The organism is Levilactobacillus tangyuanensis, from assembly GCF_003946545.1.
In the GTDB taxonomy this organism is placed as follows: Bacteria; Bacillota; Bacilli; order Lactobacillales; family Lactobacillaceae; genus Levilactobacillus; species Levilactobacillus tangyuanensis.
Map to the genome: position 1 here is coordinate 22,431 of NZ_RHOA01000002.1, position 19,875 is coordinate 42,305.

A 19,875-nucleotide genomic window follows, 5' to 3' on the forward strand; every position below is an offset into this window, starting at 1 on the left:
CCTTAGTAGTTAAAAATCAGCTGGTTCGGCATTTGCGGTGAAAAGGCCGCGTTGATTCCCAGATCCACGTAAAGACAGGTCTTGGGCGTCATCATTTTGTTCAGGACCTCTTGATAGAAGGCGTACAGGTTATTGAAGCGCCGGTAGTTTGCGTAGACCAACACGCCAAAGTAGGTTTCCGTCGTGGAAACAATCGATGTATGGTCAATCGCCTCTTCATTGGCCTTATCGCGGTCACGTTGCGTCATATTGGCAATGCTGGCATTCTGCTTGGCATCACCGAACTTAGTCGCTAGCATGGCCGAAGTGGTACTCAAATTATAGACCTGTTCCACTGGTCGGTCGTGTCGAACGAACCGCAGCACGGCCTCTCCCTTTTCATTCAGGAGGTAACTCGTTTGTGCGACCTCATCGTGAACCTTTTCGATGCCAATGACCTTGCCATCTAATCCATAGGTATCAATCTGGTCGAGTTGGTCACTGTGATACTGGCGAAGGACCATGGGTGTCTCATTGTCCAATTGCCGTAGCTCGGCCACCAGGTGTCCTGCTTGCAAGTAACGCTTGACCTGTTCCTCACTGTCCGCAAACAACCGCTCGTCAAGCTGGTCGAGTTGCGCCGCATTCCGTTCCTCAGCGGTTAACGCCAGCCCAGATTCCTGGCTGAATAAATCCGCCAGAGTCACCAATTTCACGTTGGCCACGGCCGCATGCTTCTTCACCAATCGGTTCAGGTATTCCCGAACCGTCCAGGTTGCGGCAAAGTCCATGACCGTCACCAGTAGCGTGACGGGGACTTGCTCTTGCAAGGCCTTTAATAGCTGTTTGGAAAAATTAGGCTTGTGAATGCTATCTAAAGACGTCACTAAAAAGATAATCTGCTGCATTGCTTTGCCTCCATCTATGCCGATTACGAAAAAATCCCTAGTCTGCGACTAAGGATTGTTCTCACGCTACTCTTCTTCCTTCCAGTCGTCTTCTTCCGTCAAACCAAGATCATGCTTAATCTTAGTGGTTGAGATACCTTCAGTCCGTGGTAAGTAAACCACTTCACAATAATCTTTCAGGAAATCAAACTTACCCTTCCAGTCGTCGCCCATAACAAAGATGTCGATATCATTGTCTTGAACGTCCTTAATCTTCTGATCCCAAGACTTTTCAGGAATCACGCGATCAACGTATTTAATTGCTTCAAGAATGTACTTCCGGTCTTCGTAAGAGGTGTAAGCCCGCTTACCCTTTTCGACGTTAAATTCATCGGATGACACGCAGACGGTCAAATCATCACCGAGTGCCTTGGCCCGTTCTAACAACCGAATGTGTCCTTTATGTAAAAGGTCGAACGTTCCGTACGTAATTACTTTTTTCATGTAGAATCTCCTACTTTATCTGGTTAGTCTCCCGGCCACTTGGGCAAGGGTGCTCGTAAAAATCCAATAACAAGTTAAATACTAGCATATTCAGCGGTCACGTCAACTTGAAACCACAAACGTTAGTCTTTTCTTGATAACTTTTCTGCCGGAACTGCCACTGGCTTTTCCGGATGTTCCAATTGCCAAATGCTATAGAGGTATTGTACCACCGTCTTCACCACGGCATACAACGGCACAGCCAGGATCATCCCCAACAGGCCGGCAATGTTCCCGGCTGCCAATAAAATGATTATGATCGTTAATGGATGAATTTGTAAAGAACGACCAATGATGTTGGGATAAACCAAGTTACCATCAATCTGTTGGACCACAATGACCACGATGACCACGTAGATGACCATATTAGTACTCATGGTAAAGGCAACAATCATTGCCGGTAAAATACCAATGTACGGCCCGACGTAAGGGATCAGGTTACACAGGCCCCCGAAGACTCCGAGGAGTAACGCATACTTTTCCCCGATTAGGAAGTAGCCAATGGCCGTGAAACTCCCGACGAAGACACACTCCAGAATTTGGCCGCCAACGTAGCGGGCAATCGTGGCGTTCATCTTGCCGAGTAACTCTACCGTCTGATCGGCATGCTTAGCCGGCAGCCACTTTTGGATGGCCGGCATAAAGCGTTCGCCGTCCTTTAACATGTAGAACAACATTACGGGCACGGTAACCACCGTAACGGTCACGGACGTCACAGTGCCAATGATTGTCCCAATACCGTTCGTTAGGCCACTCATGAAGCTCTCAGCGTACTTGGAGAAGGCACTTTGAATCTGAGTAAGATACTTGGAAAAATCAATGTTATGGAACATCGGCCGGTCAATGACCTTGGACAGGACGGATTCACTGGCATGGGCAAAGTCCGGAATGTTGCCAATCAAATTGGTAATCTGATTAACTAACCGGGGAACCACCCACATGCCACCGGCAACCAACACGCCGACTAATAATAGAAAGACGATGGTGACGGCCCCGGTTCGGTTGATCCGAAACTTCTTCCACCGAACCTTTTCCAATAACCGAACGATTGGGTTTAAAAGATAGAAGAGCACCCCTGACAAGAGTAGCGGCGCAAAGATGGTGGAGAGAAAGACCCCAATCGGTGAAAACATGAAGCTAATCTTCGTACAGACCCAGATGATCGTGGTCACAACCAAAATTTCCAATGACCAAAACATCAGCCGCGAATTTGCCACCCATTTCATGGCACTGCCTCCTTTCGCAAAACAAGTTTTTTTATAGACACGTATTTTCTAAAAAAGGAGCCAGCCACGAATGGACTTGCTCCTGGTGATGCGGAAGACAACCCTTACTGATCATTCGAGCGGCGGAGTAACTCTTGGTATCGTTGATACCAAAGGTCGACATAAGCCTGGGAAAAGGGCCCCTTTTGATGATTAATCCAATCGACTAACGTTAAGACATTGGCCTTCAATATCCGGTCGGTCTCCGCGCCATAATGCCACCGTTGACTGAAATCCTCGTACTCATCAACGTCGAGCAGACGCTTCTCCCCATCCGGAAAAACCTTTACGTCGAGATCATAATCAATGTATTTGAGCGCTTCTTTATCCATAACATACGGGGAAGCCAGGTTACAGTAATACGACACCCCGTTGTCCCGAATCATCGCAACAATGTTAAACCAGTAATGCTTGTGAAAATAAACGATTGCGGGCTCACGAGTCACCCACCGGCGGCCATCGTCTTCTGTGACCAAGGTATGGTCATTGACGCCGATGACGGCGTTTTCGCTTGTTTTGAGTACCATGGTGTCGCGCCAAGTTCGATGCAAACTTCCGTCGTGCTTGTAGCTTTTGATCGTAATGAAGTCGCCTTCCTTAGGTCCTCTAGCTTCGCGCGTCATGTATTAACCCTACTTTCTAAGTAACGGGTAACTATAAAAATTCACTCAATATTATACCAGATTCACCCGTATTTGGATAGGCGGCATCCCCTCTCACCCATAAAAATCTTGGGTTCCCATAAGTTACTGCCTAACGATCTCGGCTCCCATGACCTAATCGACCAACTAATGACTGGCAAGATTGGGACGAATGGTTAGCCATCAACACCCAAAAAGGCGTCCCAACAACGTCGGGGCGCCTCACTCATCACTTTATTTTAATTGGCCACTCTCCAGTAGGTTCCAAATATTTTCCGCCGGTACCTGAGACAATTGATTTGCCCGATAATAATTACTGAGCAAGATGACGCCATCTTGACCATCGCGACTCACCAGCGCCGTCGCCTCATAGCCGTAAGCCAGGCCATGCACACGAATGTACCCAGGGTACGCGTAAGCACCGCCACCGTACATCGATGCCGTGCCCGGGTTTAACAGGACTGCGGCATCTGCTTGCGGATAAAGCTTGCCCAATAACATGTTCCGTTCGCCAACAAATAGATCATGAACGGACATGTAGACCTGCCCCGTCCCAAATTGATAGAACATGGACGCCTTAGATTCGCCATATAGCCGATTATAATTAGGCACAACGTCATTGATATCAGTATTTTGATAGCCTTGAGAATAACTGGAACGGTGCCGCATATTGAAGACAAAACCGGTATGGTTTAAATGCCACGGCCGAATAATATTCTCCGTAAAGTATTGGCGATAGCTTTGGCCACTCACTTGTTCAATAATCCCCGCAAGCAACATGAAGTTTACCGGTGAGTAGTTCCATTTGCCAATTTTCTTTGGTTGGCTATTCACGTTCTGTAGGACGAACTTCAGCATCCCATTTTCCGATTCCAACTTATCCGGAAAGGCCGACAGCGTTAACCCACTCTTCATATCCAACATGTCTCGCAGTGTAATGAGCTTGGACCCAGCAATCTGTGGATAATAGGTCGATAAGGGATCGGTTAAGGCCAGCTTGCGACCCGCCGCTAGTTTCATAATCATCCCGGCCGTAAAGGACTTTTGAACGGAAGCCAATTGATAAATCGAATTAGGCCCATTCTTTTTTTGTTGCGTGGCGTCGGCATACCCGTAACCCTGATCAAAGATGACCTTGTTTTGATGCATGACCAGTGCCGTCCCTACAAACCGGTTGGCTCGTAAGATGGCATCAATTTGCCGAGCGGCCGCCGTTTGCTTTGGTTTAGCCACCGGCTTTTTCTTGACTGGTTTAGGCTTCTTAGGCACCACCTTACGCTTGACCACCGACGAGCTAACCGCCGCCGGTTTGGCCTGTGTCTGGCCGTTAAACCACCAGGCTAGGCCCCCGCCAATTCCCAATACAGCTGCCAAGGCAACCACTGTCCCCCAAGTCTTTGGCTTCATTTCTGAGTCCCCCTTACTCTTTTAACGGCTAGGGCTAATCCGCCGATTCCCCTAAATCAGCGAGCCACTGACTGATGTCATCTAGCTTAAACCCTTTCCGATACAACGCCTGTTTCGTTTTATAACGCCGTTCACTATCACGCAATGTCCGATAGCGATGCCACATTTTCTCACCCTGCTTGGCCAGCAAAACCTGTTGCTCGTCGATGTCCGGTGTGAGGTCTAAGGCCGCCAACATTTGTGTGGCCTCATCAACCGCAAACCCCCGGGTGATCAACCCCTGTCGAATCTTTTGTTTCTGGGTGCCAAAGGCCTGGCGTCGATACCGTTTAGCCAGCTTTTCGGCCACCGCCGTCCCAATCTCTAACCGATCCTCGGTTGTGTAGACTTGTAACGCGTCGTCAATCAGCTTCTCCCCAATTCCCTTTTGTCGCAGATGTTGCTGAATGACCCGTGGTCCCTTATCGCCCGTATGCATCATGGTCCGGACGTAACTGACGGCGTAGTGACTGTCATCAACGAGATTCAACTCTCGGAGCCGTTTCATCGTCTTTTCCACGGTTAACGGTTCAATGTCCAGACTGATCAGCTTATCATTAATTTCTTTTTCCGTTCGGAGCTGATGGGACAAATAGTCCAGCGCGCGATTGTAGGCCTTGGAGACGTCATCGGCCGAAACCAACTGCTCCTCTAACGCCTTATCAATCTCCATCCCCTTGAACAATCGGAAATCAATCAAGACATTTTCACTAACGGGGAAGGCATAATGGCCATCCACATAGATGTTAAACCGGCCCTGTCGTTTTTGCGCTTCAATCATGGTAATAATTGCCAATGTTACCGTCACACCTTTCGTTAAGAACAGCAATCGCTGCTCTCAAAATTTATTCTAACAGCTCCGCAGACCCAACGTTTCATTAATGGATAGATTAGTTAGTCGATCATCTTTTCGCCGGCATCATGGTGTGCCCATCTAACGATTCCTAGCCAGGACGACTCTCGCCTGGTATAATGAGGCCGCAATTCAAACTCATTGAGGAGGCGCGCTATGCTCACAGCCCATGTCGTTTATGCCACCATTACCGGCAACAATCGCCAAGTCGCCGACATCGTCACCCAACAGTTAAGCAACCAAGGCTGTCGGGTCACCGAAACCGAGATTTCGCAAACAGATGCCGCAGACCTGAAGCACGTCGACATCTGTGTGGTCTGCGCCTATACCTACGATAACGGTGCCCTGCCCGATGAAGGCCTCGACTTCTACGAAGACCTACAGACCACTCGCCTAACGAAGCAAGTTTACGGCGTGGCAGGTTCCGGTGACACCTACTATGGTGATGACTACAATACCACCGTTGATCACTTCGAGACAGCCTTTCAACTTACGGGTGCGCGCCAAGGTGCTCTGCCGGTCAAGATTGACCTGGCGCCGGACGCAACCGACCGCCAAAGACTCGCCAGCTTTACCACAGCATTAATTCACACCGCTCAGGGTTAATAAAGGCCGGGACACAACTGTCCTGGCCTCTTTTTTTACTTTTCATCATCGTCATCGTCTTTTTCCTTGCCATGACGTTTCAATAACGCCTGCAGGGTCGTTCGTTCCTCAATATTCCCCGTGACCAGCTCTTGGATCGCGGCGTTCAACACGGCCCCAAACATCAAAATGAGACCGGTAAAGTCTAACCAAAACATCAGGACGATAAAGGTTCCGATGGTCTTATAACTATCGATATTGTGGATAAAATATTTAATATAGAGTGTAAATGCTTGGGACAGGAACAACCAACCGATGGTTGCCGTCAATGCCCCGGGCCAGACAAACCGCAGCTTTAACTTAGCACTGGGGACCAAATAAAACAGGATCATCAGCACAAAGAAGACCATGGTAAAGGTCACCGGCCATTTCACTGCGTTGACTGAGGCCAACACCACGTGTGGAATCCGCAGTAACGGTGTCAATTGTTCCAGCACCAGTTGCCCGAAACTAAAGAACAGCATCACCAGGAATAGCAACACAATTAAGGCCACCATCCAGAAGAAGGCCAGCCCCCGATTAATCAATGCATTCTGATCCTGCGCAACCCCATAGGCCCGGTTAACCGTCCGCTGAAACGCCGCAACGGCCTTGGAGGACGACCAGAGGGCCACAATGACCCCGATCGACAAGACGCCGCTACTTCGATTATTTAAGAAGGAGTGAACCGCCGGGGCCAGCATGTCAAAAATACTCTCCGGCACCATGGGTTCAATATTATTGAGCACCGTACTTGTTTCAATATGAAGATACGGTAACAGGCTGGCTAGTACCAGCAACGCCGGAAACAGGGATAACAGAATATAGTAGGCGAGCACAACTGCCGAATCCCCCACGTTTGCCATTTGATAGTGTTTGATGATTGTCTGGAGCACGTGCTTAACCGGCCCCATGAGTTTTCGCCAACGATTATACAAGGCCAGTCGCGCCCCTTTCGCTTAAAACGACCCGTAGTCCTCTGCGAACTTCAACGTACCGATCATTTTTTCTAGAGTTTTTCGGCTGAACCGCACTCGCTTGGCCTCACGGAACGTCTCAATAAACGTTTTTAAGTCGTGATAGTTTCCAACCGCCGTACAGTTGTAAGCATCGTTTGGATTCAGCTTCGTCTTATTCCCAACTACGAGTGAATTGGTTCGGTCGTAGCGGTCATAGTAGTTGTAATACACCAGTGGCTTAACGAAATCAATCGTCCGGTCATTCTTGTTCTCCAGCTTACGGTGCATGGTTAACTCGCTATTGATATAGCGCACCAACAGCTTAGACGATAGTTCAGCCTGAGTTGCCGGATTGCTAATGCCCGTATGGAGTGTAATCGACCGTTGCCCCCGACCCTCTTGTTCCAGGCTCATGGTATACCCCTGCGTTAAGGACTCGTTTTCTTCTGATAGATTCGGCAAGAAGAAACGATCCAGTTGCTTCGTGAGCGTTTCCGCGGTGTCCTTGGACTGACGCTTCAAGTTCACGGCAGAAAATTCGTCAAGACTCGACGAAAAAATTTCATCAGATAAATCGTGAAAAATCATGCCTCGCCAGTATTTACTCTCCACATTGATCACGCCGAATGAGGTCACCAACAGGTTATCAATCTGCATCACCCGCCATGAGTCGCCGTCATTCATTTCCTGCGTAATGGGATTCTTGACCTTATTGGCAAAGTGCACATTTCGCAAGATTTTATAATCAAAGCGTTCATTGTTCTTGCGGGCTGCTTCGTGAATATCCCGCATAATTTCTGATAACTGTTCTGTGGTCTTAATTTCGGCCCGGTCATAAGCCGTCTCAGCCATTCAAATTGCCCCCATTGATTTTGTTGTCGATTGCCGTTAAAATTCGTTCGGCAGCATGGCCATCGCCGTATGGGTTCTTGGCCATTGCCATCTTTTGATAAGCCTGGTCATCATTAAGCAGCGTTTCCATTGCCGTCGTCACCTTGTCTGGATCAGTCCCCACTAACTTCAGGGTCCCATTAGTCACGCCTTCGGGCCGTTCCGTCGTATCCCGCAGAACCAGCACCGGTTTATTCAACGATGGGGCCTCCTCTTGAACCCCACCAGAATCCGTCATAATGAAGTAACTCCGGGCGGAAAGATTGTGGAAGTCAACGACATCCAAGGGATCAATCAGGTGAATCCGGTCCATGCCATCCAGCTCTGCGTGCGCGACCTTTTGAACGGCCGGGCTTAAGTGAACGGGATAGATGACCTCAACGTCCGGATGCTGCTCGACCTCACGACGAACGGCCTTCAACACGGCATGCATGGGTGCCCCCTGATTCTCTCGTCGATGCATGGTCAACAAGATCAGGCGATGCCCCGGTTTAACTTGGTCGAGGACCGCGTGATGATAATCCGGGTCCACCGTTTGGGCCAGGGCATCGATGGCCGTATTCCCGGTAATATAAATATGGTCGTCCGGATGAGCCTGCTTCAACAGGTTTTCCCGTGAGAGCTCCGTGGGGGCAAAATACAGGTCGCTCAGGATGTCCGTCAATTGGCGATTCATTTCCTCGGGATAAGGAGAGTACTTGTCCCACGTCCGTAAGCCGGCCTCCACGTGGCCCAACAGGGTCTGGTGGTAGAAGGCACTGACACTCGCCGCAAACGTGGTTGTGGTATCCCCATGAACCAGCACAATGTCGGGTGCCGCCGTGGTCAAAATGTCATCGAGCTGGTTAAGGACGCGGGTGGTAATGCCACTCAACGTTTGATTGGGCCGCATGATATTCAAATCGTAGTCCGGTTTGATGTGGAAAATGTCGAGCACCTGGTCCAACATTTCTCGATGCTGGGCCGTCACCACCGTGATCGGTGTGAATTTATCGGGTTGTTGTTGCATAGCTAAGATAATTGGGGCCATCTTAATGGCCTCCGGACGGGTTCCAAACACCGTCATTACTTTAATTGGTTTCGTCACAATGTTCCCTCCAACGGAGAATTATTTAAGCTCAATTATAGCAGATGCCATTCACTCATGTTATTATATCCGGCGATTCTTAGGAAATTCACGCCGCTATGAACCGTTTATTTCAGGCTACCACCCGTTCCTTTACCAACCAAATCCCATAAACCCCCGAACATTCGCGAACCTGGTACAGTAATGTAAAATAATTTTAATAGTCAACCACCTGAATTTGAGGTAAAATTAGAACGTTGTGTGAAAGGAATGTCAGTGATGAAAAAGCTTAGTCTGGTCGTTCCTTGCTATAACGAGGAGGAGTCAATTCCACTATTTTACCGAACCGTTAGCAAGGTGATCGAGTCAATGAATACACCTACTCCGACGGTAACGCCGGAATATATTTTCGTAGATGATGGCTCGAGTGACCACACCTTAGACGAAATGAAAGAGTTACACCAGAGTCATCCGGAGACCGTTCACTTTCGGTCGTTCTCCCGAAACTTTGGTAAAGAATCGGCACTTGCTGCTGGCTTACAAGCCACGACCGGGGACATGGTGGCAGTCATGGACGTCGATCTTCAGGATCCACCGGAGTTGTTACCTAAAATGGTCAGCTTAATTGAAAATGATGGTTACGACTGTGTCGGTACCATCCAAAAGGAACGTCGCGGTCAAAGTAAGTTCCGTGCCTTCCTATCTTCAAGTTTTTACAGTGTCATCAATAAGATTTCTGAAGTTCGGATCGAGCCCAACGCTCGTGACTATCGCTTAATGACCCGGCAGTTCGTGGATACTGTCATCTCATTACCCGAATTCAACCGATTCTCCAAGGGAATCTTTAGTTGGGTGGGCTTTAAGACCACCTATCTTGAATACGAGAGTCAACCCCGTGCCGCCGGGACCACGCACTGGAGTATCAGTCAACTGTTTGCCTACTCAATTGAAGGCATCATCGACTTTTCAAACGTGCCCTTACGTCTCGCAACTTGGATCGGGAGTTTGTCTTTCATCCTTTCCATCGTGGGCCTCATCTTCGTCATTGTTCGCGCATTGACGGTTGGCGGGTCCGTTGCAGGTTGGCCGTCACTTGTCGTTATCCTCTTATTGGTTGGTGGCATTCAATTATTCTGTTTAGGAATTTTGGGTCAATACATCAACAAGATTTATCTGGAAACGAAACACCGACCACAATACATCGTCCGCGAAGAAAAATAGGAAAACGCCATCGAGATTTGATCTCGATGGCGTTTTTTGCGCTATTGTAAGGCCGTCACCACTTGTAACGTTGCCGAGAAATAGTTGTTTGTCTCAATCTTCTTTGGCAGTTGCTTGGCCGTCTTCTTAGCTAGACTCGACTTTCTCATGGTGATCGCCGCCACGTGAATCGGCGCGGTGAAGGCGGTATTTGCATAATGGTTGACCGCCTTACCGCCCAGCGTGTACACCGCCGTAATCCGCTTCTGCTTATTGAAGAAGGTCAGTTGCTTATTCAGGGCCCGCTTGGTCACCCCATTGTGGGTGAGCTTGACCGTCTGGGCCAACCGCCATGGCACCCGGCAGGCATTGTACCCCACCTGATTATCCGTCGCCGACTCAATCGAAAATGGTTTGACCGCTCGCAACTTGATGCTCTTACCTGTGGCCAAGATAAAATCCGGGAAGAGACCCGTCTTCTGTCGCGCGCTGAGTTTCTTAACCGCCAACTGACTGCGGCTAGCCACGGTATTCCAACTCTTGTCATGGCTAAAGGCCGCAAACTGGCGAAAATACCCCATGGTTAGATCCGCTGTCCGGAGCTTCTGCTGATCATAAGCCGACGTCGCCCAGTTGCCCATCATAGGGAGCTTCGTCGTTGAATTGATTTCCTTTTGTTTAATGGCCTTGAGGAGTTTTAAGGCAGCCTGATGATAATTTACTTGCCGACTTCCCCACTTCTTATCTGCCAATATCAAGGAGTAGGCAATATCTAAATCCCCATCTGTCGCAGAATTTCTCTGCGATCCAGTACTCTTCAACTTGCCGTTTTGCATCGTCTGTTGCCATTGCATCAAGGGGTATTGACTGGATACCCGGTGCGATCGGTAATACCGATACATTTGATTATAAGTACCATGGGCATTGGCACCTTTCTTGGCCGCCAGAACCGTGGCCAACATCCCATAGCCCTGCCCCTCGGACAACGTCGTTGTGGGGCCTTGACCATTGTTCGACCGCACATACTTCTGGGCCTTCCCGCCAACGTAGGCTCTCTTCCACTGGTTATACCAGGTCATCGACTGACTGGTCTTCGCTGCGGCAGGGACCGGTATACCAAACACCAAGCCACCCAACAAAGCCCCTGCAACGGTCAGGCTCAGCAAACCTTTCCAATCATACTTTTTCATTTTTCCATCATCCTCGTCTATGGCATTCAATCCAATGACTATCCGGTCACTCCCGAATCACTTCAGTTCAATTATAACGCGTGCCAACACCAGTTAATGCCAGGTTCATTGACCACTTCACTCATTGTGCCCCGTAATCGTGATTACCCGTACATAAAAAGGCAGCCTAGGCTGCCTTGACGAGTCTTATCGAACAATCATAACTGAAATGGGCGCATACTTGGCCATGTAGGCCGCTTGGCTACCAAAGTACTTTCGCACGCCACCCTTAGACAATGAGCCAACCACTAGTAGGTCGGGTTTAATCTTGGGAATAATCGTCTTAACAATCGTTTCACCGGGATCACCTTCACCAATGACGATACTGACCTGCTTAATACCAAACCGTTCGGCAAGGTGTTGATATTGAAGTAAATGTTCCTGCAAATCAGCTCGCTGGCCATGAACATAGTCCTTGCTCAGGGCTTGGTAAATGTTCATCGTATCCGATTCCAAAACAGAACAGATCACGAGTTCCGCCTGGTCAAACTTGGCCCGGTTCATGGCATACCGAAAGGCTAACTGGGCATCGGGTGAATCATCCACACCCACCAGAATTCGCGTGAACTTCTTAGGATTCATTGATTCCACGTCGTCCATTGCACATTCCTCCTTGGTCACTATCCCTATTATAAAGGAATTGACCACGTTTAGGTATCGTAAACCATTAAAACCCGGCTTTTTCAATTCCGCCAAGGACCCCCTGGGAAAAATTGCCAATCAAAAAAGCCGAGACCTTCGTCTCGACTAATCAAGAATCATACTGTCCCCACCCGGACTCGAACCGGGATCATTCGCTTAGGAGGCGAGTGCCCTATCCAGTTGTGCTATGGGGACGCAATCCGCTCTTAATTTTGACACGGATTACAATAATTGTAAAGGATCATTCTGATTGTTGGGCATCCCGATCACGCCACTTCTTCCGCATCCCCTTGTTTTTGGAATGACGATTCTTATGTTTCTTCTTTTTACTGGGATTTGGCGTCACTGGCCCCGCGGCTTGAGCCTTGGCGGCCGGCTTGGTCGTGGACTTGGACTGTCCCTTGACCGTGACTGATTTTATGTCGACCTTGGCCGTTGGCTTGCTCGTGGTTTGCGTGCCCGCGTTTGTTCCTGGGGTTGGTGTCTCCTCAGGCTTAACCGTGGCAACCGGCCGTTCCGTCGTTAATTTACGACCATTAAAGTAAAGTGGAACCAAGTCGTAATCCGTCTCCTTCAGGAGTTTCTTCAGATCACGGAGGTCATGGTCATCCCCCAGGCTGATCACCTGCCCGGGTTCACCCATTCGGCCTGTCCGGCCAACCCGGTGAACGTATTCATTCACACCACTAGGGAGGTCGTAATTGATCACGGCCGGCAGCTTAGGAATGTCTAATCCCCGGGCCGCCACATCAGTCGTCAATAGCAGGCGGGTCCGACCGAGGCGAAAGTCCTGTAAGGCCTTCTCCCGTTGCACTTGCCGCAGGTCGCTGGTCAGACTCGTGGCGGAAACGTGGTCATGATAGAACTTCGTGGCCGTATGCTGTAACGCATTGGTCTGCTTAAAGAATACCAGCGCCCGGAAGTTGGGAATCGCCAACAATCGTTTGAGCATCTGGTCCCGTTTGCCCATCCCCACTTGGAGCATGCCGTGGCGAACCTTCCCTTGTGTCTGGTCTTGCTCGCGCACATCAATCCGTTCGACGGTCTGGCCAAACCATTGGTCAAGTTCATGTAGGATGGGGGTGTCGGTTGCGGAGAAGAACCCCAGTTGAACATCAGCCGGCGCTGCCTGGGCAATTTCCCTGACCGTTGCCAAGGTATCCCCATTCAACAGGTCATCCGCCTCATCAATGATCAGCATTGAGACCAGGTGAAGTTTGAGCTTGCGGTCATTAACCAGGTTCAAGACCCGTCCCGGTGTTCCCACCACAATTTCGGGCCGTTTCTTCAGCCGTTCGGTTTGCCGCTTAACATTGGCCCCACCGGTTAGGGCGGCTACCTTCAAATCAAGTAGCTTGGCCCAGTCCCGCATCACCCGACTGGTCTGAATAGCCAGTTCTTGCGAGGGCTCCAACACAATCAACTGAATTCCGTCCCCAGGGAGCAGATTAGCCAAGGCTGGTAACGTAAAGGCCACCGTCTTTCCGGAACCCGTTGGCGCTAAGCCTAACACGTTGTGATCACCCGCCATTGGGCCATACACGGCGTCTTGAATGGCCGTGGGCTCTGAATAACCGAGCGCTTTAAAGTGTGTTTCAAATTGTTTTAACATAGTTTTCCTTCCTATTCGTGGTCATCAGCCGGGAAGCGTAAATTACCGGCTACCCGCAGACCGTATAACACCTGGTTGACCTGTTGACTCCAGAGCAACCACCGGTGATAATCGGCAACATTAGTCTCTGCGACAGGGTCTTCTAGCACCCTGGCAAAGTCTTGGACCTCTGGTAACATTGGGTTGACCAAGGGCTGGGCACTAAGATCCGTCAATTTCTGACCATCTTGACGCAATCCCACCTGCGTTAACTCGCCCGCACTATCCATCTCCACCGTTTCCTTGAGCCCATAAATTTCTGATGGGGCCACTGAGTTACTGGTTTTGCCAAAATTAACGGTAACATCGTAAGTTCCGTAGCGTAAGACGGCGACACCCTTGCCGTCCACCCCCGTTTGAATCAGGGTTGGGAAATAGTTCACCTGGGCCGGCACCCCGAAGAGGGCCACGGCCAGGTAGACAGGATAGACCCCTAAGTCTTGGAGCGCGCCACCCGAGAACTCCCGGGTGAACACATTGGGTTCGCCCCCATCCAGGACCTGGTCATACCGTGAAGAATATTTCATATAGGTCAGACTGGCGCCCTGAACCGCGGGTAACCCACTCAAGGCCCGCGCCACCGCATGAAAGTTTGGCGTGTGGACATTACGTGCGGCCTCGAACAACTTGGCCTGGGGGTGATCGGCTAATGCCGCCATGATGGCAGCCATTTCTTGTGGATTGCTGAATGCCGGTTTCTCGACAATGACCGTGATATTTTGCCGAATGGCCTTCAAGGCTTGGTTGAAATGCAGACTATTGGGTGATGCCAAGTAGACAACATCCAGTCCCTTAAGGTCCAGTAACTCTTGATAATCCGTGACAGCTTGCTCCGCCTGGTTCTTACGGGCAAAGGCCTGGGCCTTCTCGACACTTCGAGAATACACGCCGGCCAGTTCAAAGCGCCCCGACATGGCTGCGGCCTCGACCAATTGCTGGGTAATCCATCCCGTTCCGACCGTTCCTAATCGCAACATCCACGATTCCTCCATTCCAAATTCAATGACTTTTAATCTATTTTAACAGTCGCCATCCCTCCGCGATAGTCTGACCTTAAAATTCCTTTATGAACAGGAAGGTTAGACGAGCAATTTCACAGAAAAATGTTATATTAAAGAAGATAAGCAATTCAAGGGAGGGATTACGGTGAAACGCAAAGAGATGGCATTATTTGGACTCTCGCTTGTTGCCGGACTGACTAGCGGGTTGTCCTTACGAAAATCAAAACCTACCCCCAAGAATGATTCGCCATTATTCTACGTGGGGACCTGGCAATTCATCGATCCAAACAACCAACGTCGGCATCGACTCATCATCAGTCCGAGCCTTGACGTGCAGATCGACAATCATCCCCTCCACGTACAGGTTAAAAATCTCAGTGAACAACAACTCACCTTTCAAGACAAGTTTGGCTATCACTTAACGATTCACGCCAATGAACGGCGACCAATCTCATTCTTCGATGAGGCCGATGACTGTACATACCCCATTGCCGCCTCATCTGACAATGCCTAAAAACAAAACGCTCCTCACGATCTAACGGATCGTGAGGAGCATTTTTATTTTATTGAGAGAACGACTCCCAGTCGGACTTACGACCGTTAAATACCGAGAAGCCCACCGTCTGGCCCTGACCATTCTGATTGATGGTGCCATCGGCCTGGTATTCCACAAACTTCGCGTGATCCGCATGATCGCCCAGCTCCCCATCGGCAATCCAACAGGTTTGCTCGGGCAAGACCGGCTTAACAAATTGGTCGAGAACCGCTTGCTTCGCATAAATCACGACCCCTTGACGGTAATGGGCCTTGAGTAACTGAACTAACCGTTCGAGCTTCTGACCCTGGGCCGCCATCTGCGGGTTTTTACTATTATATTTATCATAATAACCAACATTAATCATAATCGGTAGGGTTCCCGTATCATGCCCCGTTGTCGCGGTGAAATGTTGATACTGTCGTTTCGCGGAACTGGTAAAACTAAAGGTATGGGTCACCCCTACCAGAATATCGGCGCCCTGAGCTCGCGAATAATTGTCGCTATAATCATCATCCGTATAGGTGGCACCGGACGTCGCCTGGAGATACGCAAACTGATAGTGATTGGCCAGCGATTGGTAATCCAAGTAGCCACTATCCTGACTGATGGTGACCCCCCGAACGGGATAGTTTGCCAGCCGCTGTCGTTCGTAATGCTGCCAACGTTGCCAACCGAAGACCCCTAGGCCGACCAATAAGCAGACCAGCAGCCAAATTTCCCAGCGACGAACGCGACGGTTACGCCGGAAGGTATTGTCATATATTGGTTGATAGTCTCGTCGCTTCACCGTCAGTCCCCGTTTCGTCGTCAGCTAGTCTTAAATGCCACGCTTGGTTAGCCGCAAAATTTAATTACCATTATAACATGCCAACTAAGATTCGTGACGGGTCTGTTCAATCACGTCACGAACTCGGGTCAGCACCCGTTCCGTCCGTGATGAAATCCGTAGGACGGTCATCATGAACAGGCTGTCCAGAATCGTCAATTGCGAGAGCAGTGAATACATGCCTTCCGCCCGATACTTGACCTCATCCGTTAAGGAGAGAAAGGTCACATCGGCCGCCTGAGCTAATGGTGACCCACTGTAGCTGGTGATGGCAATGATGGCAACGCCATTGCGTTCCAACTCTGCGACGACCTTTAAGGTTTCCTGATTGCGACCGGAATGTGAAATAACGACGGCACAATCTTCTTCTCCCAACTTGGCGGCCTGCATGAGCTGAATATCAAAGTCCGGGTGATAGATCACGGACAACGAGGTCCGTAAGAATTTATGATACCCGTCCAGGGCAGCAATCGACGAGCCACCAAGGCCGAAGAAGCCCACCGTCTTGGCATTGATTAGTTTTAACACGGCGCGCGCCAAGTCCTTTTCATTTAAGGCCTCATTGGTTGCCTCCAAGGAACTAATGGAGAAATGGAACGTTTTGTTGGCAATCGTTGCCAGCGAGTCGCCTTCGGCTAGCTCTGGAAACGAACTAGGGGCCGCCGGTTCATCCACACTGCTGTGAACCAAGGACATCGTAAATTCCCGATAATTCGCGTAGCCGAGGCGCTTCACCAATCGAGAAACCGTGGCTGTTGAGACGGCCGCAGCCCTTGCCAGTTCCTTAATCGTCATTTCCCCCGTCGTTGCCGGCTGATCCAAGACCAGTTCGGCAACTTTTTTTTCGGTGGGCGATAACTGATCATAACTCCCCCGAATCTGTCCAATCGTCGACCGTGCGATGACCAACGCCTCCCTTTCAACGGTCATTTTGACCGGTTATTTCATGTTTTGTAAATATTTTACATCATCCCACTTGAAATGTGAAACTTTTTTACATATAATAACCTTGTCAGAAAAAATAAGGTCTCGCAAAGGAGAAAGAATTTATGAAACTCGGATTGATTGGTTTAGGTAAGATGGGATTAAGCCTTGCTCAAAACGCAATGGATCACAACCACGAAATCGTCGGTTTTGATTTGAACAAAGACTTCGTCAACAAGGCCGTTGAGGCTGGTGCTGAGGGCGCAACCGACTTAGAAAACATGGTTGCTAAGTTACCTTCACCAAAGATCGTTTGGGTCATGGTACCTGCAGGCAAGCCAACGGATTCAACCATCGAATCCTTAAGCAACCTCTTAGGCAAGGGCGACATCTTAATTGATGGTGGGAACTCTTACTACAAAGACTCACTGCGCCACAACGAACTTCTTAAGGCCAAGGGCATTGACTTCTTTGACTGTGGAACTTCAGGTGGTATGGAAGGCGCTCGTTCACACGGGAACTTCATGATCGGTGGCGACAATGCCGATGCTTTCGAAACTCTGCGTCCCCTTTACGAAGACATTTCCGAAAAGGATGGTTACCTTTACACCGGCCGTGCCGCTTCAGGTCACTACTTGAAGATGGTTCACAACGGGATTGAATATGGTGAAATGCAAGCCATCGCCGAAGGCTTCGAGGTCCTCGAAGCTTCCGACTTTGACTACGACAACGAAGCCGTTGCCAAGGTTTGGAGCCATGGTTCCGTTATCCGCGGCTGGCTCATGGAACTTGCTGAACAAGCCTTTGCCGAAGATCCTGAATTGGAAAAGATTGCTGGTCGGATGCATGCTTCCGGTGAAGGTCAATGGACCGTCCAAGAAGGTTTGGACAGCCACGTACCAACGCCAGTTATCGCCTTATCATTAATGATGCGTTACCGTTCAATGCAAGACGACACCTTCACGGGTAAGGTTGTTTCCGCATTACGGAATGGTTTTGGTGGCCACGCCATGGACAAAGCCGACAAATAATTAAGCGTTAAACAGGAAAGGAAGATCACGATGGATTACATGATTGGTGTCGACATTGGAACGACCAGTGTTAAGACAGTATTGTATGACACGGCAGGGAAAATGCAGGGGTATTCAAATAACCTCTACCCTCTTTACCAGGACGTTCCTGATATGGCCGAAGAAGATCCAGATGAAATCTTTTCTGGCATCATCGATGGCTTGACAACGGTCATGCGGAAGGCTGACTTAAAGAATGGTCAGATCCGCGGGGTTTCCTTTTCCGCTGCCATGCACAGTCTGATTTTGCTTGATGAGAATCACAAGCCATTGACCCGGGCCATTACCTGGGCCGATAACCGGGCGGTCAAGTACGCCGATGAATTACGCGAAAACGGTCTTGGTAAACAACTTTACGAGAAGACCGGGACCCCCATTCATCCAATGACGCCGCTCAGCAAGTTAATCTGGCTGCGCAACGAACAACCCGACCTCTTCAAGCAGGCGCGTTGGTTCGTTGGAATTAAGGAATACGTCTTGTACAAGCTCTTCGGTGTTTTACAAGAAGACTACTCCATTGCCAACGCGACTGGATTGTTTAACATCTTCAACATGGACTGGGATGACCAGGCCTTGGAAGTTGCCGGGGTTACTCGCGACCAGTTACCTAAGCTCGTTGACACGACCGATACCATCTCTGGTATGAACAGTGACTATGCTGGCGTCATTGGCATGGATCCGGAGACGCCATTCATCATGGGCGCTTCCGATGGTCCCCTGGCCAACTTGGGGGTTAACGCCATCAAGCCCGGTGTCGTTGCCGTTACCATTGGGACATCTGGTGCCGTTCGGGTTGTTACCGACAAGCCAAAGATTGACCCTAAGGGCCGTGTATTCTGTTACTACCTTTCCAAAGACCATTGGGTTGTTGGTGGGCCAGTTAACAACGGTGGGATTGTCTTCCGTTGGGTCAGAGACCAACTCTTCGCTCCTGAAAAGCTGACCGCTGAACAACTTCAGATTGATTCCTACGACCTGTTAACTGAAATTGCTGCCAAGGTTCCCGCCGGTTCCGACGGCTTGATCTTCCACCCATTCTTGGGTGGCGAACGTGCCCCTATCTGGGATGCCAACGCTCGCGGGTCATTCTTCGGCCTGACGCGGACACATTCACGGGCTCACATGGTTCGTGCCGCCCTGGAAGGCATTGTTTACAACCTCTACACCGTCATGTTGGCGTTGGAAGAAGTGGTTGGAAAGCCTACCAGCATCCAAGCAACCGGTGGCTTCGCCCGTTCCGAGCTCTGGCGTCAAATGTTGGCTGACATCTTCGAGCAAGATGTTACCATCCCAGAAAGTCCTGAAGGGACCGCTCTGGGGGCGGCCACATTAGGGATGTATGCTTTAGGCATGATTGATGACCTGAGCGCCGTTAAGAACTTTATCGGGGTTGCTAACGTTCACCATCCTAACCCAGAAACCTTTGACGCCTACCGGGCCCTGGTTCCCATCTATATTCGTTTAAGTCGGCAGTTACAATCCGAATACAAGAATATTGCGGAATATCAACGGACCCACGTGCACAAGACAACGAAGTAGTTTCAAGACTTTCTTAGTCAGGCGCGAAACTAAATCGTAGTCAAATGTTATTAATTAAAGTACAATGTGTTTACTTATTCCTGGGAAGCCAGCGCCCGTCG

20 protein-coding genes and 1 tRNA gene are annotated in these 19,875 nt (G+C 49.7%); 5 read left to right on the forward strand and 16 right to left on the reverse strand.

The genetic code is table 11. The features are described from left to right. Positions 1-2: 2 nt before the first annotated feature. The 6 genes from EKM96_RS01635 to recX all read right to left on the reverse strand — a co-directional run bounded on the left by EKM96_RS01635 (position 3) and on the right by recX (position 5,542). Entirely contained in the window at positions 3-887 is an 885-nt protein-coding gene (locus EKM96_RS01635) for a hypothetical protein (protein ID WP_125638872.1), read from the reverse strand. 66 nt (positions 888-953) lie between these two features. Then, positions 954-1,370, reverse strand: coding sequence for a glycerol-3-phosphate cytidylyltransferase (tagD, locus tag EKM96_RS01640; protein WP_125638875.1), 417 nt, complete (start codon positions 1,368-1,370; stop codon positions 954-956). Positions 1,371-1,492: 122 nt separating this feature from the next. Then, positions 1,493-2,635 (reverse strand): AI-2E family transporter, encoded by a 1,143-nt coding sequence (locus EKM96_RS01645; protein WP_125638878.1) that lies wholly within the window; start codon positions 2,633-2,635, stop codon positions 1,493-1,495. Positions 2,636-2,739: 104 nt separating this feature from the next. Next, a complete protein-coding gene (gene ntdP, locus EKM96_RS01650) occupies positions 2,740-3,297 on the reverse strand; it encodes a nucleoside tri-diphosphate phosphatase (RefSeq protein WP_125638881.1) in 558 nt (185 codons plus the stop codon). 252 nt (positions 3,298-3,549) lie between these two features. After that, the gene (locus EKM96_RS01655; RefSeq protein ID WP_125638884.1) at positions 3,550-4,722 is read right to left on the reverse strand and encodes a serine hydrolase domain-containing protein; all 1,173 of its coding nucleotides are present in this window, start codon (positions 4,720-4,722) and stop codon (positions 3,550-3,552) included. A gap of 34 nt (positions 4,723-4,756) precedes the next feature. After that, positions 4,757-5,542 (reverse strand): recombination regulator RecX, encoded by a 786-nt coding sequence (gene recX / locus EKM96_RS01660; RefSeq protein WP_164510963.1) that lies wholly within the window; start codon positions 5,540-5,542, stop codon positions 4,757-4,759. Between the two features lie 228 nt (positions 5,543-5,770). Here recX and EKM96_RS01665 point away from each other — a divergent pair, with 228 nt between their 5' ends. Then, complete coding sequence (locus EKM96_RS01665; protein WP_125638890.1) at positions 5,771-6,220, forward strand: flavodoxin; 450 nt, start codon at positions 5,771-5,773, stop codon at positions 6,218-6,220. 35 nt (positions 6,221-6,255) lie between these two features. Here EKM96_RS01665 and EKM96_RS01670 read toward each other — a convergent pair whose 3' ends face one another. The 3 genes from EKM96_RS01670 to wecB are packed head-to-tail and all read right to left on the reverse strand — an operon-like array spanning position 6,256 to position 9,175. Beyond that, positions 6,256-7,176 carry a YihY/virulence factor BrkB family protein gene (locus EKM96_RS01670; RefSeq protein ID WP_225417551.1) on the reverse strand — a complete coding sequence of 307 codons (921 nt, stop codon included), beginning with the start codon at positions 7,174-7,176 and terminating at the stop codon, positions 6,256-6,258. Positions 7,177-7,197: 21 nt separating this feature from the next. Continuing rightward, positions 7,198-8,049 (reverse strand): nuclease-related domain-containing protein, encoded by an 852-nt coding sequence (locus tag EKM96_RS01675; protein WP_125638893.1) that lies wholly within the window; start codon positions 8,047-8,049, stop codon positions 7,198-7,200. Then, positions 8,042-9,175 carry a non-hydrolyzing UDP-N-acetylglucosamine 2-epimerase gene (wecB, locus tag EKM96_RS01680; protein WP_125638896.1) on the reverse strand — a complete coding sequence of 378 codons (1,134 nt, stop codon included), beginning with the start codon at positions 9,173-9,175 and terminating at the stop codon, positions 8,042-8,044. The genes EKM96_RS01675 and wecB overlap by 8 nt, the downstream gene beginning before the upstream one ends. 258 nt (positions 9,176-9,433) lie before the next feature. On the opposite strand from wecB, the gene EKM96_RS01685 reads away from it, so the two are divergent. Next, positions 9,434-10,375 carry a glycosyltransferase family 2 protein gene (locus EKM96_RS01685; protein ID WP_125638899.1) on the forward strand — a complete coding sequence of 314 codons (942 nt, stop codon included), beginning with the start codon at positions 9,434-9,436 and terminating at the stop codon, positions 10,373-10,375. 41 nt (positions 10,376-10,416) lie between these two features. Here EKM96_RS01685 and EKM96_RS01690 read toward each other — a convergent pair whose 3' ends face one another. The 5 genes from EKM96_RS01690 to EKM96_RS01710 form a co-directional block, all read right to left on the reverse strand. After that, entirely contained in the window at positions 10,417-11,544 is a 1,128-nt protein-coding gene (locus EKM96_RS01690; RefSeq protein ID WP_125638902.1) for a glycosyl hydrolase family 8, read from the reverse strand. Between the two features lie 186 nt (positions 11,545-11,730). Beyond that, positions 11,731-12,183 carry a universal stress protein gene (locus EKM96_RS01695; protein ID WP_125638905.1) on the reverse strand — a complete coding sequence of 151 codons (453 nt, stop codon included), beginning with the start codon at positions 12,181-12,183 and terminating at the stop codon, positions 11,731-11,733. A 164-nt stretch (positions 12,184-12,347) separates the two neighbouring features. After that, positions 12,348-12,420, reverse strand: a tRNA-Arg gene (locus EKM96_RS01700). 46 nt (positions 12,421-12,466) lie between these two features. After that, positions 12,467-13,837 (reverse strand): DEAD/DEAH box helicase, encoded by a 1,371-nt coding sequence (locus EKM96_RS01705; RefSeq protein ID WP_125638908.1) that lies wholly within the window; start codon positions 13,835-13,837, stop codon positions 12,467-12,469. An 11-nt stretch (positions 13,838-13,848) separates the two neighbouring features. After that, positions 13,849-14,853, reverse strand: a complete 1,005-nt coding sequence (locus EKM96_RS01710; RefSeq protein WP_125638911.1) for a Gfo/Idh/MocA family protein — start codon at positions 14,851-14,853, stop codon at positions 13,849-13,851. Between the two features lie 169 nt (positions 14,854-15,022). On the opposite strand from EKM96_RS01710, the gene EKM96_RS01715 reads away from it, so the two are divergent. Continuing rightward, on the forward strand, positions 15,023-15,391 hold the full coding sequence (locus EKM96_RS01715; protein ID WP_125638914.1) for a DUF4828 domain-containing protein: 369 nt from the start codon (positions 15,023-15,025) through the stop codon (positions 15,389-15,391). A 49-nt stretch (positions 15,392-15,440) separates the two neighbouring features. Here EKM96_RS01715 and EKM96_RS01720 read toward each other — a convergent pair whose 3' ends face one another. Both EKM96_RS01720 and EKM96_RS01725 read right to left on the reverse strand, forming a co-directional pair. After that, entirely contained in the window at positions 15,441-16,202 is a 762-nt protein-coding gene (locus EKM96_RS01720; RefSeq protein WP_125638917.1) for a GH25 family lysozyme, read from the reverse strand. Between the two features lie 84 nt (positions 16,203-16,286). Further along, positions 16,287-17,171: a MurR/RpiR family transcriptional regulator gene (locus tag EKM96_RS01725; protein ID WP_125638920.1), complete on the reverse strand. Its 885-nt coding sequence runs from the start codon at positions 17,169-17,171 to the stop codon at positions 16,287-16,289. A gap of 119 nt (positions 17,172-17,290) precedes the next feature. Between EKM96_RS01725 and gnd the strand changes: the two genes are divergently transcribed. Further along, the gene (gnd, locus tag EKM96_RS01730) at positions 17,291-18,196 is read left to right on the forward strand and encodes a phosphogluconate dehydrogenase (NAD(+)-dependent, decarboxylating) (RefSeq protein ID WP_125638923.1); all 906 of its coding nucleotides are present in this window, start codon (positions 17,291-17,293) and stop codon (positions 18,194-18,196) included. Between the two features lie 30 nt (positions 18,197-18,226). Beyond that, entirely contained in the window at positions 18,227-19,774 is a 1,548-nt protein-coding gene (gene gntK / locus EKM96_RS01735; protein WP_125638926.1) for a gluconokinase, read from the forward strand. Positions 19,775-19,875: the final 101 nt, after the last annotated feature.

Coding starts and splice junctions, on each gene's coding strand:
- EKM96_RS01635 (WP_125638872.1), bottom strand. CDS start 887: ATGCAGCAGATTATCTTTTTAGTGACGTCTTTAGATAGCATTCACAAG.
- recX (WP_164510963.1), bottom strand. CDS start 5,542: ATGATTGAAGCGCAAAAACGACAGGGCCGGTTTAACATCTATGTGGAT.
- gnd (WP_125638923.1), top strand. CDS start 17,291: ATGAAACTCGGATTGATTGGTTTAGGTAAGATGGGATTAAGCCTTGCT.
- EKM96_RS01655 (WP_125638884.1), bottom strand. CDS start 4,722: ATGAAGCCAAAGACTTGGGGGACAGTGGTTGCCTTGGCAGCTGTATTG.
- EKM96_RS01695 (WP_125638905.1), bottom strand. CDS start 12,183: ATGGACGACGTGGAATCAATGAATCCTAAGAAGTTCACGCGAATTCTG.
- EKM96_RS01675 (WP_125638893.1), bottom strand. CDS start 8,049: ATGGCTGAGACGGCTTATGACCGGGCCGAAATTAAGACCACAGAACAG.
- gntK (WP_125638926.1), top strand. CDS start 18,227: ATGGATTACATGATTGGTGTCGACATTGGAACGACCAGTGTTAAGACA.
- EKM96_RS01665 (WP_125638890.1), top strand. CDS start 5,771: ATGCTCACAGCCCATGTCGTTTATGCCACCATTACCGGCAACAATCGC.
- ntdP (WP_125638881.1), bottom strand. CDS start 3,297: ATGACGCGCGAAGCTAGAGGACCTAAGGAAGGCGACTTCATTACGATC.
- EKM96_RS01705 (WP_125638908.1), bottom strand. CDS start 13,837: ATGTTAAAACAATTTGAAACACACTTTAAAGCGCTCGGTTATTCAGAG.
- EKM96_RS01725 (WP_125638920.1), bottom strand. CDS start 17,171: ATGACCGTTGAAAGGGAGGCGTTGGTCATCGCACGGTCGACGATTGGA.
- EKM96_RS01690 (WP_125638902.1), bottom strand. CDS start 11,544: ATGAAAAAGTATGATTGGAAAGGTTTGCTGAGCCTGACCGTTGCAGGG.
- EKM96_RS01710 (WP_125638911.1), bottom strand. CDS start 14,853: ATGTTGCGATTAGGAACGGTCGGAACGGGATGGATTACCCAGCAATTG.
- EKM96_RS01645 (WP_125638878.1), bottom strand. CDS start 2,635: ATGAAATGGGTGGCAAATTCGCGGCTGATGTTTTGGTCATTGGAAATT.
- EKM96_RS01685 (WP_125638899.1), top strand. CDS start 9,434: ATGAAAAAGCTTAGTCTGGTCGTTCCTTGCTATAACGAGGAGGAGTCA.
- tagD (WP_125638875.1), bottom strand. CDS start 1,370: ATGAAAAAAGTAATTACGTACGGAACGTTCGACCTTTTACATAAAGGA.